Raw genomic sequence first — 14,484 nt, forward strand, 5'->3', positions numbered from 1 at the left:
TATGACTACCGATGCAGTGCAAACCATCATCCCGACGCAGGACGTTACCGAACGTCCGGCCCCGCGTGCCAAGGTCGAGGCCGGCGTAAAGCTGCGCGGCGCCGAAAAGGTTGCACGCATCCCGGTCAAGATCATCCCGACCACCGAGTTGCCGAAGAAGCCGGACTGGATCCGCGTGCGCATTCCGGTTTCGCCGGAAGTCGACCGGATCAAGGCGTTGCTGCGCAAACACAAGCTGCACAGCGTCTGCGAAGAAGCGTCCTGCCCGAACCTGGGCGAATGCTTCTCCGGCGGCACCGCGACGTTCATGATCATGGGCGACATCTGCACCCGGCGCTGCCCGTTCTGTGACGTTGGCCACGGCCGTCCGAAGCCACTGGACACCAGCGAGCCGGAAAACCTGGCTGTCGCCATTGCCGACCTGAAGCTGCGCTACGTGGTCATCACCTCGGTGGATCGTGACGACCTGCGCGATGGCGGCGCCCAGCACTTTGCCGACTGTATTCGTGAAATCCGCAAGCTGTCGCCGAATGTGCAGCTCGAGACGCTGGTGCCGGACTACCGTGGCCGCATGGACATCGCCCTGGAAATCACCGCGGCCGAGCCGCCGGATGTGTTCAACCACAACCTGGAAACCGTGCCGCGCCTGTACAAGGCTGCGCGTCCCGGTTCGGATTACCAGTGGTCGTTGACCCTGCTGCAGCGCTTCAAGCAGATGATGCCGCACATTCCGACCAAATCCGGGTTGATGCTGGGCCTGGGAGAGACTGACGACGAAGTTATCGAAGTCATGAAGCGCATGCGCGAGCATGACATCGATATGCTGACCCTGGGGCAGTACTTGCAGCCGTCGCGCAATCACCTGCCGGTGCAGCGTTTTGTGCATCCGGATACCTTTGCGTGGTTTGCGGAGGAGGGGTACAAGATGGGCTTCAAGAATGTGGCTTCGGGGCCGTTGGTGCGGTCTTCGTATCATGCTGATGAACAGGCGAAACTGGTTAAGGCGGAGTTGTTGGGGAGCTGATTTGCTGCTTCTTGGGGCTGGGTGTGGATCCGTTGCTGCGGTAACGGCCACTTGAGGTTCCGCCCTTACGGCGGGTTACTTTTGGCAAACGCCCCAAAAGTAACCAAAAGGTCTTCGCCCCACCACTAGGCACCTCGCCAAGGCTCGGCGTTCCCTCACTCCGGCATTGCTCCGTGGGCCCGCCGCGAAGGGCCATCCATGGCCCAGCGCGGCTATCCCGGCATCCATGCCGGGATGCCCACTACGCAATGCCTGCGTTCGGCCTTCGTGGTTAACGGGGCGGCTAAGATCAAAAGCAAAGCAAAGCAAAGCAAAGCAAAAGCGAGGCGGCTTTGAAGCTGATCTGTTTCTTGCGGTTGTACCTGATCCAATTGTGGGAGCGAGCCTGCTCGCGATGCGGCGGCACATTCGGCATCGATGCAAGCGGGTCCACCGCCATCGCGAGCAGGCTCGCTCCCACAAGGTAGCCGTTACCGCAGCAATGGATATACACACGACGCACGAAACACTCTAGCGATTCCAAGCCCGGAGACCCATGGATGACCGCTCAACCCTCCCACACCCTGAGTCCACATCACCCCGTGCCGGCCCTGCCGCAGGACGGACTGATCGGCGTGATCGCTCCTGCCGGTCCTGCCCCACTGGACGCGGAAAAGGCCACGCAGTGGATGCGCGCCCGCGGGCATGGGTTGAAGATATTCCCGGGTGTTTATGAGAAGGACGGTTATCTGGCCGGCAGTGACGAGAGGCGCCTCGACGACCTGCACAGCGCCTTCGCTGATCCTCTGATCACTGCAATCATCTGCCTGCGCGGCGGCTATGGCACGCCGCGCCTGCTGGATCGTCTCGACTTCAATCTACTGCGGCGCAATCCCAAGCCGTTCGTCGGGTACAGCGACATCACCGCCTTGCACCTAGCCATCAGCCGATACGCAGGCTTCGTCACCTTTCACGGACCGTTGCTCAATGCCGATCTGCTGGGCGACAAAGAGCCACCCACCGTCACCTCGTTTTTCAGCTTGCTGCGCGGGCAGTTGAAGGCTGGTGACGTCCTCAGCCATCCGGCCGCCTACCCGTTGGCCACCGTCGAGCCCGGCATCGCCCATGGGCGCTTGCTGGGGGGCAACCTGTCGATTATCGCAGCGACCATGGGCACGCCGTATCAGATCGATGCCGAGGGCGTGATTCTATTCATCGAGGACGTCAACGAGCCGTTGTATCGCATCGACCGCTTGCTGACACAGTTGCGGTTGGCGGGGACTTTATCCCGGTTGCGGGGCGTGTTGGTAGGGGATGTGGCCGGGGTGGATGTCGAGGCACTGAACCGGTTGCTCAAGCAGACTTTCGAGCCACTGCGGATTCCGGTGCTGTCCGGTTGGCGCAGTGGGCACTGCGACCCGAACCTGACGTTGCCCATGGGGGCGTTGGTGAAGCTGGATGCGGGGGAGAAGAGGTTGGTGTTGGAGCAGGATGTGGTGGTTGGGCGTCAGTGATATGTCGTCTGATAGGCAGTCATCGCGAGCAGGCTCGCTCCCACAGGGTGACCGTGTTTTCCTGAAAGAACGCGGTCAACTGTGTGCGAGCCTGCTCGCGATAGCATTTCAGCCATGAGCCGATTCAGCGACTACGCAACGCTTCCAGCAACTTATGCGTCGGATACCCATCCGCCGGCCAGCCGAAGGATTGCTGGGCGCTGCGGATGGCTTTGCGGGTGTTGGCGCCGATGATGCCATCGGGATTGCCCGCATCGTAGTTGTGCTGGCTTAGCAGGGTCTGCAATTCAATGCGTTCGGTGCGGCTCAGGGGCAGATCATCCCGCGGCCATTGACCATAGACCAGGCCTTCGCCCGTGAAGCGCGCCGACAACAGTCCCACTGCCAAAGCGTAGGACGATGAGTTGTTGTACTTGAGGATGGCGCGGAAATTGTCGAACACCAGGAACGCCGGGCCGCGGTGGCCGGCCGGCAACAGCACGGACGCGGACAGCTGCCGGTCACCGGGAGGAATCGGCATGCCGGCATAGGTGGACACGCCCAACCCTATCCATTCGGAGACGGGCTTGCGGATCGTGCCATCGGCCAGGGAATAGTCGAACCCTTCGTCGAGTTCCACCTCGAACCCCCACGGCTGGCCGCGTTGCCAGCCGGAGCTTTGCAGGTAATGGGCGGTGGAGGCCAGGGCGTCGGTGGAACTGCCCCAAATGTCCCGGCGGCCGTCACCGTCGAAATCCACGGCGTGGGTGTTGTACGTCGTGGGGATGAACTGAGTCTGACCCATGGCACCAGCCCATGAGCCGAGCATTTTTTCCGGTGTGATGTCGCCTTGTTGCAGGATCTGTAGCGCAGCGATCAGTTGCGCGTGGGCGAAGCCCGGACGCCGTCCTTCGTAAGCCAACGTCGCCAGGGAGTTGATCACCGACTTGTTGCCCTGGAACTGGCCAAAGTTGCTTTCCATGCCCCACACCGCCACCAATGCGGCGCGATCCACGCCATAGCGCTGTTCAATGTTCTGCAGGACCTGGGCATTCTGCTGCATCAGGCTCTTGCCTTTGCTGACCCGCAGGGGCGACAGGGCGCCATCGAGGTATTCCCACACGGGCCGGGTGAATTCCGGCTGGCTGCGATCAGCCTTGATCACGCTCATGTCCGGGCTGACACCGATAAAGGCACGGTCGAACAGGTCGGCACGGATGCCGGCGGCCAGTGCTTCCTTGCGAAAGCCCGCCTGCCATTGCGCGAAGGTCTGTGTGGGAACGATATCCAGGCTTTCACCGCTGGGTACCACGGGCGGCACGATGGCCGGAGCGGTGACGGCTGGGACGGTCTGGAGCGGTTGGGCGTCGGCGGCGGTGGGTTTTTCTGCGCAGGCGACGAGCAGCGCGAAGCTTGTGACGGCTGCCAGTTGGCGCACGGGCCAACGGCGGGAAGGGCAAAAGGGCATGCAGGGGTCCAGAAATACAGATCAGGTGCTGACCTTATCATGGGCGGGGAAGAATTGGGCTGGTCCCGATGTTTCAAGCCGCCATAAAGCAAGAAGCCTCCCAGTTGTCAGACTGGAAGGCTTCGCGGCGGTAGCTGCCCTTACCCTTGGCGGGGCGTTCCTGACGGCTTCGGAACAGGGGTTGGGCAATGATGGATTTGGCCTTGTTGGGGCCATGCCTGGATGGCTTTTTGCTCATGGTTGGAACTCTCGCAGAGTGGGTTTGCGTGGCGAATCATGGGCCAGACTCGGGGGGCTGTCCAGCCCGACAGCGTGCTTCAATTGTCAGCAAATCGGACATTGTTGTGGCGAGGGGATTTCGGGTGGGTTATTCAGCTGGAAGCGCCAGCCGCTGACCAGCCATCAACAGCGACAGGCGACTGAGGCTCATCCATGGGGACCCGGCGGCCTGGCCCTTGATCTGTGCATCGATACGCTGGGCTTCGAGCAGCAATTGTGCCCAGCGCTGCGCCGAGTAGCGTTGCAGGGCCTTGCTCATCAGCGGCTTGCGTTTGTCCCACACCGGCGGACGGGCCTGGCTGAAGGCTTTGTCCAGCGGTACGCCCTGGCTGTATTGCAGCGACAGGTTGGTCAGTAGCCGCAGCTCCCGGGCCAGGGCCCAGAGGATCACTGGTGGCTCGACGCCTTCGCCCCGCAGGCCTTCAAGCATGCGCAGGGCGTGGGCGGCTTCGCCGTTGAGGATCGCATCGGTCAGGCCGAAGACGTCGAAACGCGCGCTGTCGGCCACGGCGGCCTGCACCGTTTCCGCGGTAATCTGCCCGTCTTCGGCCATCAGCTTGAGTTTTTCGATTTCCTGGGCGGCAGCCAGCAGGTTGCCTTCGACCCGGGCGGCGATCAGCTCCACCGCATCCTGGCTCGCTGACAGGCCAGCCTGTGACAGGCGTTGGCGGATCCAGCTCGGCAGCTGGCTGATGTCCACCGGCCAGATTTGCACGAACTGGGTCTGCGGGCCTTCGACCAGGGCCTTGCCCCACTTGGTCTTTTGCGCGCTGCCGTCGAGTTTGGGCAGGCTGATGAGCAGCACCGTGTCTTCGGCGGGACGTGAGCAGTATTCGATCAGCGCGGCGGCGCCCTTGTCGCCAGGTTTGCCGGAAGGCAGGCGCAATTCAAGCAGGCGTTTTTCGGCGAACAGCGACATGCTCGCCCCGGCCTGCAGCAACGTCCCCCAATCGAAATTGGCGTCGGCGGCGAACACCTGGCGTTCATCAAAGCCTTGCTGGCGTGCGGCAGCGCGGATGGCGTCGGCGGCTTCCTGGCACAGCAGCGGATCATCGCCGCTGATGATATAGACCGGCGCGAGGGCGCCGTGCAGGTGCTTACCGAGTTGGGCGGGGGCCAGCTTCATAGAACAGGGTTCACAAGAGAAAGCGAGCGGGGCGCCGGAGCGCCCCGCAAGGCTTATTCGGCCGGGATTTGCATCGGCGACTGTTGCGGTGTCTCCGCCTCAGCCTTGCGTGCCGCTTCCAGTGCCTCGGCCTCCGCCTTGGCCTGGGCATCTGCGGTCTGTTGCAACTGCTCCAATTGGGTCGGGGTCAGTTGTTGCAGGCGCAGCATCATGCGTTGCACCAGGTCACGACGCATTTCGTTGCGTACTTCACTCGACTCCTGGACGGATCCGGTGATGTTGTTACCGTCGTGCAAGTAGACCTTCTGCACCTGGAGCTTGTCATCCAGCAGCAACAGGTTGTTCTGCCCGCGAATCTCATAGCTCAGGACGTTGGTCAGCTCATACTCGGCCGAACGGCCGGCGCCGGCATAGCTCAGGCTGCGCTGGTTCTCCTGTTCACGCGCCAACACCAGCTTGTACGGTGCCCCGCTGTAGACTTTCACCCCGCTGCTTTCCAGGGTCTGGCGCAGCAGCTTCACGGTATCGCCATAAGCGTCCCGTGCACTGAGATCCAGCTCGGTAATGGCCAGTTGGGTAGTGCCAGTGCCCCGCAGCTGGAAGCCGCAGGCGCTCAGCAGGACCGTCAGGCCGATGACCAGCAGATTACGTTTCATCATCTTGTTGCTCCCCTTGAAGCCCTAGGGGCCGGCGATGCGGCCCGGCAGCTCATATTCGGCGCCAGGCCCTGGCCCGGCGCCCGATCCAATTAGCTTGCGACGATGTTGACCAGTTTGCCGGGCACGACGATCACCTTGCGGATCGTCAGCCCGTCGACGAAGCGCAACACGTTTTCATTGACCCGTGCGGCGGCTTCGATTTCTTCGCGAGTGGCGGTGGCCGGCATTTCGATCTGGCCGCGCAGCTTACCGTTGACCTGGATGACCAGGGTCAGGCTGTCCTGCACCAGTGCGCTCTCGTCCACTACAGGCCAGCCGGCATCGATCACAGGGGCGGTGTGGCCCAGATGATGCCACAGCTCATGGCTGATGTGCGGCGTGATCGGCGCCAGCAGCAGCGTCACGGCTTCCAGGCCCTCGTGGATCAGGGCGCGATCCTGTTCGGTGGCCTGGGCGGCTTTTTCCAGGACGTTCATCAGCGTCATCACTTGGGCGATGGCGGTGTTGAACTTGTGGTTCTGGCCGACGTCATGGCTGGCCTGCTTGATGGCCAGGTGAATCGAGCGGCGGATGGCTTTCTGCTCGTCGTTCAGGCTGGCGATGTCCAGCTTGCCCGGCAGGCCCTGGCTGACGTGAGCCTGAGCCAGGCGCCAGACGCGCTTGAGGAAGCGGTGCGAGCCTTCGACGCCCGAGTCGGACCATTCGGCGCTCATGTCCGGTGGCGAGGCGAACATCATGAACAGGCGGCAGGTGTCGGCGCCGAACTGATCGATCATCGACTGGGGGTCGACGCCGTTGTTCTTCGACTTGGCCATCTTCTCGGTGCCGCCGATTTCCACCGGCAGGCCGTCGGCGATCAGCCTGGCGCTGATGACCTTGGCCTTGCTGTCGCGTTCCAGTTCAACGTCCGCCGGGTTGTACCAGGTGTAGGCGCCGTTGGCCTCGCGACGATAGTAAGTCTCGGCGACCACCATGCCCTGGGTCAGCAGGTTCTTGAACGGCTCGTTGGAGGTGACCAGGCCTTCGTCGCGCATCAGCTTGTGGAAGAAGCGCGCGTAGAGCAGGTGCAGGATCGCGTGCTCGATGCCGCCGATGTACTGGTCCACCGGCAACCAGTGGTTGGCGGCGGCCGGGTCCACCAGGCCACCTTCGTAGCGCGGCGAGGCGTAGCGGGCGTAGTACCAGGAGGACTCGACGAACGTGTCCATGGTGTCGGTTTCACGCTTGGCCGGTGCGCCGCATTTCGGGCACTTGCATTCATAGAATTCAGGCATGCGCGCCAGGGGCGAGCCGGCACCGTCGGGTACGACGTCTTCCGGCAGCACCACGGGCAGTTGGTCCTCCGGCACCGGTACGTCGCCGCAGGTGTCGCAGTGCACGATCGGAATCGGGCAGCCCCAGTAACGCTGGCGGCTGATGCCCCAGTCGCGCAGGCGGAACTGGGTGCGGGAGGCACCCAGGTTCTTCTTGATCAGCGCCACTTCGATGGCGTCGAACGCGCCGGCGAAGTCCAGGCCGTCGAACTCACCGGAGTTGATCAGCTCGCCGTGTTCGCCGTAGGCGTCCTGCCAGGGTGCCGGGGTCTGGTCACCGGCGCTGGTGCGGACCACAGGCTTGACCGGCAGGTTGTACTTGTGGGCGAATTCGAAATCGCGCTCGTCGTGGGCCGGGACCGCCATCACAGCGCCGTCGCCATAGTGCATCAGCACATAGTTGGCGACCCATACCGGGAGTTTTTCACCGGTCAGCGGATGCTCAACGAACAGTGAGGTCGGTACGCCTTTCTTTTCCTGGGTGGCAACGTCGGCTTCGGCGACGCTACCGCCCTTGCATTCGGCGATGAACGCCTGCAGCGCAGGGTCGTTCTGTGCCGCCAGGGTCGCCAGCGGGTGCTCGGCGGCCACGGCGACATAAGTGGCGCCCATCAGGGTATCGGGACGGGTGGTAAAGACCTTCAGGGTACCGGCCTCGCCGATGGAGGCGACGTCGTACGGGAACTGGACTTCCATGCCTCGGGACTTGCCGATCCAGTTACGTTGCATGGTCTTGACCTGCTCGGGCCAGCCGGTCAGCTCATCAAGGCTCTCCAGGAGTTCATCCGCGTAGGCGGTGATCTTGAAGTAGTACATCGGGATTTCACGTTTTTCGATCAGCGCGCCGGAACGCCAGCCGCGTCCGTCGATCACCTGCTCGTTGGCCAGTACGGTCTGGTCCACAGGGTCCCAGTTCACGGTACCGTTCTTGCGGTAGATCACGCCTTTCTCGAACAGGCGGGTGAACAACCATTGTTCCCAGCGGTAGTAGTCGGGCTTGCAGGTGGTCACTTCGCGGGACCAGTCCACCGCCAGGCCCAGGCTGCGCAGCTGGGACTTCATGTAGGCGATGTTCTCGTAGGTCCACTTGGCGGGCGCCACGTTGTTCTTCATCGCGGCGTTTTCCGCCGGCATGCCGAAGGCGTCCCAACCCATGGGTTGCAGGACGTTCTTGCCCTGCATGCGCTGGTAGCGGGAAATTACGTCGCCGATGGTGTAGTTGCGCACGTGCCCCATGTGCAGCTTGCCGCTGGGGTAAGGGAACATCGACAGGCAGTAGTAGGTTTCCTTGCCTGGCTGTTCACTGACTTCAAAGGACTTTTGCTCGTCCCAGAAAGACTGGGCGGCGGCTTCGATTTCACGGGGCTGGTAGTGTTCGTGCATGGCTACTTTTGTACTGAATGGGGTGGCCCAATCCTCTTCATTGCCATGCTGGACGCGAACGGCGCCGGATGCGGCGCTTTCTATGCCCAGCCAAGCTGGAAGTGGAGTTACAGGAAGCGCCGTAGCATACATGAGCGCACTCCGCGGAGGGAAACCCTGATTGCGTGTCGGACCGTGCCGACAGCCGGCGCCGACGAGCGTTCAGGGCCGTTGGTCGCGGCGTCCTGCCGGTTTGCACAGCGAAGCTAAGCTTCTCAATGGGGAGTGAGTCTTATCTTCAATGAGGTGAGGGATGGTTGAATCACAACGAAAAGTCGCTACACCGGAGTTGTATGAAAAACTGATCGATCGTCTCGGGGTGGCCCTGGACGCCGCAAGAACTGCCGGTCGCTTGCGCAATGAGCGTCCGGTAGAGCTGGAACTGCGGGGCTTGAGCCCTGCGGAGTTCGAACTGGTCAAGGCTTACCTTGAGCAGGTCGGGCATCAGGCCCGCACAAGCGGGGCCCAGGTCATCCAGCGTCTCGATGCGCCCCATTCGGCCAAGATTGTCTGGCTCAAGGATCGTACGCCTGACAAGGATGCTATCAAAGTCCGGTCATTGCAGTTCAAGTAAGGCCGGATCCACGCGTGTTGCTTTTTTTGATTCAAGGTCTTTTCGAATCTGTTGTCGCTTTGCGTCAACCCACCTAGGCTTCGGGCATCTATGGAGATGCCCGATGCCGTTTCGCTATTTCATCAAACAACTTTTACTACCTCCCGGCCTTCTTTTACTGCTGCTGGTGCTTGCCTGGTGGTGGCGAAACACTCGACCGCGCCTGGCTCGCCTGTGTTTTTTCGTCGGCCTGGGCGGTTTCTGGCTGATGAGCTTGCCCGTGGTCGTGCAGTGGAGCGCCAAGGCGCTGGAGCGCGAACCACCGTTGCCTCGCAGCGACTGGGCAACCCTGGCCCAGCGCGCCGATGCCATCGTGATACTGGGTGCTGGCCGCGAACGTGGTGACCTGGCCTGGGGAGCCGACCAACCCACCGGTGTCGGCCTGGAGCGCCAGCGTTATGCCGCGCAGCTGGCGAAGGCGTCGGGGTTGCCGGTGCTGGTGACGGGCGGCTTGCACTATGGCAGCCCGCCCAGTGAAGCCGAATTGATGGCCGATTCGATGCAGCAAGATTTTGGCGTCACGGTGCGCTGGCAGGAAAAACGCAGCCGCACGACTTGGGAAAATGCCCGGATGAGCGCAGAGATCCTGTTGCCGGAGGGCATCCGGCGTGTCGTGGTGGTGACCCAGGCATGGCATATGCCACGGGCGGTCTGGAGTTTCGAGCGGGCCGGGTTTGACGTGCTGCCGGCGCCGGTTGGTTTTCTGGGGCAGGACAATGCCCGGCCGTTGGGTGGCTGGATGCCGGAGTTCAAGGCGATCTGGCAGTCCGGGCAGTTGATGAATGAGGCGGCGGGATTGGTGGGGTACTGGGTGTTTTATCGTTAGCGGCTCAGAGGCAAGGCTCTTCTTGTGGCGAGGGGATTTATCCCCGCTGGGGCGCGAAGCGCCCCCCATGCAACCTGCCTGATACACCGCAGCGTCAGGTTTTGGGGCTGCTGAGCAGCCCAGCGGGGATAAATCCCCTCGCCACTGCGTATTCGCAAGTCGCTTAAACGGCCTTGGCTATTCGGCTGGTGACCAATGCCCAGCCCAGCAGCAACACGCACAGGATAACCAGCGGCCACGAGCGCCATTGCAGATAAGGCGTCAGCTCGTGCATCGGCACCACTTCGCCGTACAGGATGCCTCGTTCGAACTGCGGGATCCGTGCGGTGATCCGGCCGAAGGGGTCGATCAGGCCGGTCACGCCATTGTTGGTGGCGCGAATCATCCAGCGGCCGGCCTCCAGGGCCCGCATCTGCGCCATTTGCAGATGTTGCAACGGGCCGATCGAGGTGCCGAACCAGGTGTCGTTGCTGATGGTCAGCAGCAGGTCGCTGCGGGCCGAGAGGTTGGCGGCAAATTCCGGATAGACCACTTCGTAGCAGATGAACGGCGCGATCTGGTAACCCTTGGCCTGTAATAGCGGCTGGTCGGCAGGGCCTCGGGCGAAGTCCGACATGGGCAGGTCGAAGAACGCGATCAGGCCGCGCAGGATGTCTTGCAAGGGCACGTATTCGCCGAAGGGCACCAGCTTTTGCTTCAGGTAGGTGCCGTCGCCTTCGCCGGTCACGGTGATGCCATTGAAGTAACGCTTCTCATGGCGCACCAGCTGGCGAATCGGCACGCCGGTAATCAACGCCGATTGCCGCTCGGCGGCGAAGCTGCCCATCATGTCCAGGTAGCCCTGGGCGGACTCCTTGAGCACCGGGACTGCCGTTTCCGGCCAGATCAGCAGGTCGGCGCGCTTGGAGGTAAAACTCATGTCCCGGTACAGGGCCAACTGCGCGTTGAGCTGTTCCGGATCCCATTTCATGCTTTGTTCGATGTTGCCCTGGATCGCCGCGACGCTCAGCGGTGCGCCCGAAGGGCTGGTCCAGGCATGTCCTTTAAGCGCCATGCCGACCATCCAGGGGCCGACCAGCAGCACCAGGCCGGCGGCGATGAAGCCTTTGCGCCCGGCGCGGATCAGTCGGGGCGCGTTGTACAGCAGCGCGGCGGTCAGGGCCAGGGTGAAGGAAATCAGCCACATCCCGCCCAGCGGCGCGAGGCCGGCCAAAGGGCCGTCGAGTTGACTGTAGCCGGAGTAGAGCCATGGGAAGCCGGTGAGGAACCAGCCGCGAAAGGCTTCCTGGCCCAACCACAGCGCAGCGAACGCCAGGGCGTCGGCCAATGGTGCTTCGTTGCGCCGCAACCAGCGCGCCCACAGCCAGGCGGGCAGGGCAAAGAACCAGGCGATGGCGGCAATGAACAGCAGCATCAACAACCCGGCCAGCAGCACCGAGGCGCCGCCGAAATTATGGATGCTGACGTAGATCCAGCTGGTGCCGGCGCCAAACAGGCCAAAGCCGAAGCACCAGCCACGGCCGAGGGCCTGGCGCGGCGAAAGCTCGCGCAACCCCGCGTAGAACAACCCTACCGCCAGCAACGCCAGCGGCCAGATGTCGAAGGGGGCCAGGGCCAGGGTGGTGATGGCGCCGGCCGCCACGGCCAGCAGGTTACCGGGCCAGCCGGGGCGGGTTATCCAGCGCATTTTCGTCCTTAGCGGGTCTCGCAGGGTTTATCGGGCAATGGGGGACAGGCGCAGCAGGTGAATCCGACGACTGTCGGCATTCAGGATGCGGAAACGCCAGGAACCGATTTCCGTGGTTTCGTTGCGCTTGGGCAGGTGTCCGAATGCGCTCATCACCAGGCCGCCGACCGTATCGAATTCGTCGTCGGAAAACTCGCTGTCGAAGAACTCGTTGAAGTTTTCGATAGGCGTCAGCGCCTTGATCAGAAAATCGCCGCTGGGCAGAGGTTTGATGTAGCTGTCTTCCTCGACGTCATGCTCGTCCTCGATGTCGCCGACGATCTGCTCAAGCACGTCCTCGATGGTGACCAGCCCGGCCACGCCGCCATATTCGTCGATGACGATGGCCATGTGGTTGTGATTGGCGCGGAATTCGCGCAGCAGCACATTGAGGCGCTTGGATTCGGGCACGAACGTGGCCGGACGCAGCAGATCCTTGATGTTGAAGCTGTCGCCATTTTCCTGAAGGATCAACGGCAGCAGATCCTTGGCCAGCAATACACCCATGACGTCGTCATGGCTCTCGCCGACCACCGGGTAGCGCGAGTGGGCAGAATCGACCACGGCCGGCAGGAATTCACGGGGTGTCTGGGTCGCCTTGATGCTGATCATCTGCGAGCGCGGGACCATGATGTCCCGGACCTGCAGGTCAGCGACCTGGATGGCGCCTTCGACGATGGCCAGCGCTTCGCTGTCCAACAATTTGTTCTGGTGTGCATCGCGCAGCAGCTCCAGCAGCTCCTGGCGGTTCTTCGGCTCATGGGCAAAAGCCTGGGTGAGCTTGCCCAGCCATGACTTCTGCCCGTTGCTCGATCGATCTTCGCTCATAGCGATTACTCTGAATCCTTTATCGTTACAGGTTGATGTATCAGTGTTCGTCGCCGGCGTAAGGGTCGGGATGACCCAACTCTGCAAGCAACGTCCGTTCCAGTGCTTCCATTTCTTCGGCTTCGTCATCTTCGATATGGTCGTAGCCCAGAAGATGCAAGCAGCCGTGAATCACCAGATGGGCCCAGTGGGCCTCGAGTGCCTTGCCTTGTTCGGCAGCTTCACGCTCCACCACCGGGACGCAGATCACCAGGTCCCCCAGCAACGGGATGTCGAGCAGTTCATCGGGGACGTCGGCAGGGAAGGACAGTACGTTGGTGGCGTAGTCCTTCTGTCGCCAGGTGTGGTTCAGTTCACGCCCCTCGGGCTCATCCACCAGGCGGATCGTCAGTTCCGAGTCGGCGCTACGCTGGCGCAGGGCCAGCTCGCACCATTGGCGGAAACGTGCTTCGCTGGGGGCTTCATGTTCGCTGGCCAGTTGCAAGTCGAGTTCAAGCATCGTGGCGGCTGCCTTTGCTTTCATGCGAGTCTTCGGCGCGTTGCTCGAAGCGCTCGTAGGCCTCGACGATGCGCTGCACCAGCGGATGCCGCACGACGTCCTTGGGCAGGAAATGCGTGAAGCTGATGCCCGGGACCTCCTTGAGCACCTGGATCACATGGTTCAGCCCGGACTTGGTGCCGCGGGGCAAGTCGACCTGGGTGATATCCCCGGTGATGACCGCAGTGGAGCCGAAGCCGATCCGGGTCAGGAACATTTTCATCTGTTCGACGGTGGTGTTCTGGCTTTCGTCGAGGATGATGAAGCTGTTGTTCAGCGTACGACCACGCATGTAGGCCAGTGGCGCGACTTCGATGACCTGGCGTTCGATCAGCTTGGCGACATGTTCGAAGCCGAGCATTTCATACAGGGCGTCATAGAGCGGGCGCAGGTACGGGTCGATCTTCTGGGTCAGGTCGCCGGGCAGGAAACCGAGCTTCTCCCCGGCTTCGACCGCCGGACGCACCAGCAGGATGCGTCGCACCTGTTCGCGCTCCAGGGCATCCACGGCGCAAGCCACGGCCAGGTAGGTCTTGCCGGTGCCGGCCGGACCGATGCCGAAGTTGATGTCGTTGCCCAGGATTTCCTTCACGTAGCGCTGCTGATTCAAGCCGCGAGGGCGAATCATGCCTTTTTTCGTGCGCAGGGCCACGGCGGGTTCCGACGGGGCGTGATTGTCGAGTTCTTCGACCGCCGACTCCTGCAGGAATAGATGGACGGTGTCCGGCGACAATTCGCTCCCCTTGGTTTCCCGGTAGAGGCGGCGCAGCAGGTTTTCCGCGGAGGTGGTGTGCTTGGGTTCGCCGATCAGCTCGAACTGGTTTCCGCGATTGCGGATCTCGATGGCCAGGCGCTGTTCGATCAAGCGCAGATGCTCGTCGAACTGCCCGCACAGATTGGCGAAGCGGCGAGCCTCAAAGGGCTCGAGAATGAAACGATGAGGTTCGATGGGTGCGTTCAAGGTCGTTTTTAGCCGCCCGGGGGCAATTGAGATGAAATCAAGGATAACGCCAGTAGGCTGGGTGCGAAAGGTCTTAAACGGACCCAGGCGGATTCCAGCGACCGACGCGGTCCATTGTGGGAGCGGGGGTGGGGGGGGGGGGGGGGGGGGGGGGGGGGGGGGGGGGGGGGGGGGGGGGAGGGGGGGGGGGGGGGGGGGAGGAAAAAAAGAGGGGGGGGGGGGGTAACCA

Annotated in this window: 14 protein-coding genes; 4 read left to right on the forward strand and 10 right to left on the reverse strand. The window is 62.4% G+C overall.

The genetic code is table 11. From position 1 onward, the window contains the following. Position 1 precedes the first annotated feature (1 nt). Positions 2-1,024: a lipoyl synthase gene (gene lipA, locus EGM97_RS25045; protein ID WP_238962589.1), complete on the forward strand. Its 1,023-nt coding sequence runs from the start codon at positions 2-4 to the stop codon at positions 1,022-1,024. A gap of 289 nt (positions 1,025-1,313) precedes the next feature. Here lipA and EGM97_RS25050 read toward each other — a convergent pair whose 3' ends face one another. After that, a complete protein-coding gene (locus tag EGM97_RS25050) occupies positions 1,314-1,526 on the reverse strand; it encodes a hypothetical protein (RefSeq protein ID WP_238962606.1) in 213 nt (70 codons plus the stop codon). A 37-nt stretch (positions 1,527-1,563) separates the two neighbouring features. Between EGM97_RS25050 and EGM97_RS25055 the strand changes: the two genes are divergently transcribed. Further along, complete coding sequence (locus tag EGM97_RS25055) at positions 1,564-2,517, forward strand: S66 peptidase family protein (protein ID WP_238962588.1); 954 nt, start codon at positions 1,564-1,566, stop codon at positions 2,515-2,517. 124 nt (positions 2,518-2,641) lie between these two features. On the opposite strand, the gene EGM97_RS25060 is transcribed toward EGM97_RS25055, so the two are convergent. The 5 genes from EGM97_RS25060 to leuS all read right to left on the reverse strand — a co-directional run bounded on the left by EGM97_RS25060 (position 2,642) and on the right by leuS (position 8,724). Further along, positions 2,642-3,964 carry a lytic murein transglycosylase gene (locus EGM97_RS25060; protein WP_238962587.1) on the reverse strand — a complete coding sequence of 441 codons (1,323 nt, stop codon included), beginning with the start codon at positions 3,962-3,964 and terminating at the stop codon, positions 2,642-2,644. A gap of 73 nt (positions 3,965-4,037) precedes the next feature. After that, entirely contained in the window at positions 4,038-4,202 is a 165-nt protein-coding gene (arfA, locus tag EGM97_RS25065) for an alternative ribosome rescue factor ArfA (RefSeq protein ID WP_053151769.1), read from the reverse strand. 129 nt (positions 4,203-4,331) lie between these two features. Next, entirely contained in the window at positions 4,332-5,369 is a 1,038-nt protein-coding gene (gene holA / locus EGM97_RS25070; protein ID WP_238962586.1) for a DNA polymerase III subunit delta, read from the reverse strand. 53 nt (positions 5,370-5,422) lie between these two features. Further along, the gene (locus tag EGM97_RS25075; protein WP_238962585.1) at positions 5,423-6,028 is read right to left on the reverse strand and encodes an LPS-assembly lipoprotein LptE; all 606 of its coding nucleotides are present in this window, start codon (positions 6,026-6,028) and stop codon (positions 5,423-5,425) included. 89 nt (positions 6,029-6,117) lie between these two features. Continuing rightward, positions 6,118-8,724 carry a leucine--tRNA ligase gene (gene leuS / locus EGM97_RS25080; protein ID WP_238962584.1) on the reverse strand — a complete coding sequence of 869 codons (2,607 nt, stop codon included), beginning with the start codon at positions 8,722-8,724 and terminating at the stop codon, positions 6,118-6,120. 292 nt (positions 8,725-9,016) lie between these two features. Here leuS and EGM97_RS25085 point away from each other — a divergent pair, with 292 nt between their 5' ends. Next, on the forward strand, positions 9,017-9,337 hold the full coding sequence (locus tag EGM97_RS25085; RefSeq protein ID WP_238962583.1) for a hypothetical protein: 321 nt from the start codon (positions 9,017-9,019) through the stop codon (positions 9,335-9,337). 103 nt (positions 9,338-9,440) lie between these two features. After that, a complete protein-coding gene (locus EGM97_RS25090) occupies positions 9,441-10,202 on the forward strand; it encodes a YdcF family protein (protein WP_238962582.1) in 762 nt (253 codons plus the stop codon). Positions 10,203-10,365: 163 nt separating this feature from the next. On the opposite strand, the gene lnt is transcribed toward EGM97_RS25090, so the two are convergent. From lnt to EGM97_RS25110, 4 genes are read right to left on the reverse strand one after another with little or no spacing between them, the layout of a single operon-like run. Continuing rightward, positions 10,366-11,889, reverse strand: a complete 1,524-nt coding sequence (gene lnt, locus EGM97_RS25095; protein WP_238962581.1) for an apolipoprotein N-acyltransferase — start codon at positions 11,887-11,889, stop codon at positions 10,366-10,368. A gap of 27 nt (positions 11,890-11,916) precedes the next feature. Beyond that, positions 11,917-12,756 carry an HlyC/CorC family transporter gene (locus EGM97_RS25100; RefSeq protein WP_053151754.1) on the reverse strand — a complete coding sequence of 280 codons (840 nt, stop codon included), beginning with the start codon at positions 12,754-12,756 and terminating at the stop codon, positions 11,917-11,919. Positions 12,757-12,796: 40 nt separating this feature from the next. Continuing rightward, positions 12,797-13,255, reverse strand: a complete 459-nt coding sequence (gene ybeY, locus EGM97_RS25105; RefSeq protein WP_053151752.1) for an rRNA maturation RNase YbeY — start codon at positions 13,253-13,255, stop codon at positions 12,797-12,799. Next, positions 13,248-14,255, reverse strand: a complete 1,008-nt coding sequence (locus tag EGM97_RS25110; protein ID WP_053151750.1) for a PhoH family protein — start codon at positions 14,253-14,255, stop codon at positions 13,248-13,250. Before EGM97_RS25110 ends, ybeY begins: the two co-directional genes overlap by 8 nt. Positions 14,256-14,484 lie beyond the last annotated feature (229 nt).

It is taken from the genome of Pseudomonas sp. AF32, assembly GCF_022342325.2.
GTDB classification, from domain to species: Bacteria; Pseudomonadota; Gammaproteobacteria; order Pseudomonadales; family Pseudomonadaceae; genus Aquipseudomonas; species Aquipseudomonas uvaldensis.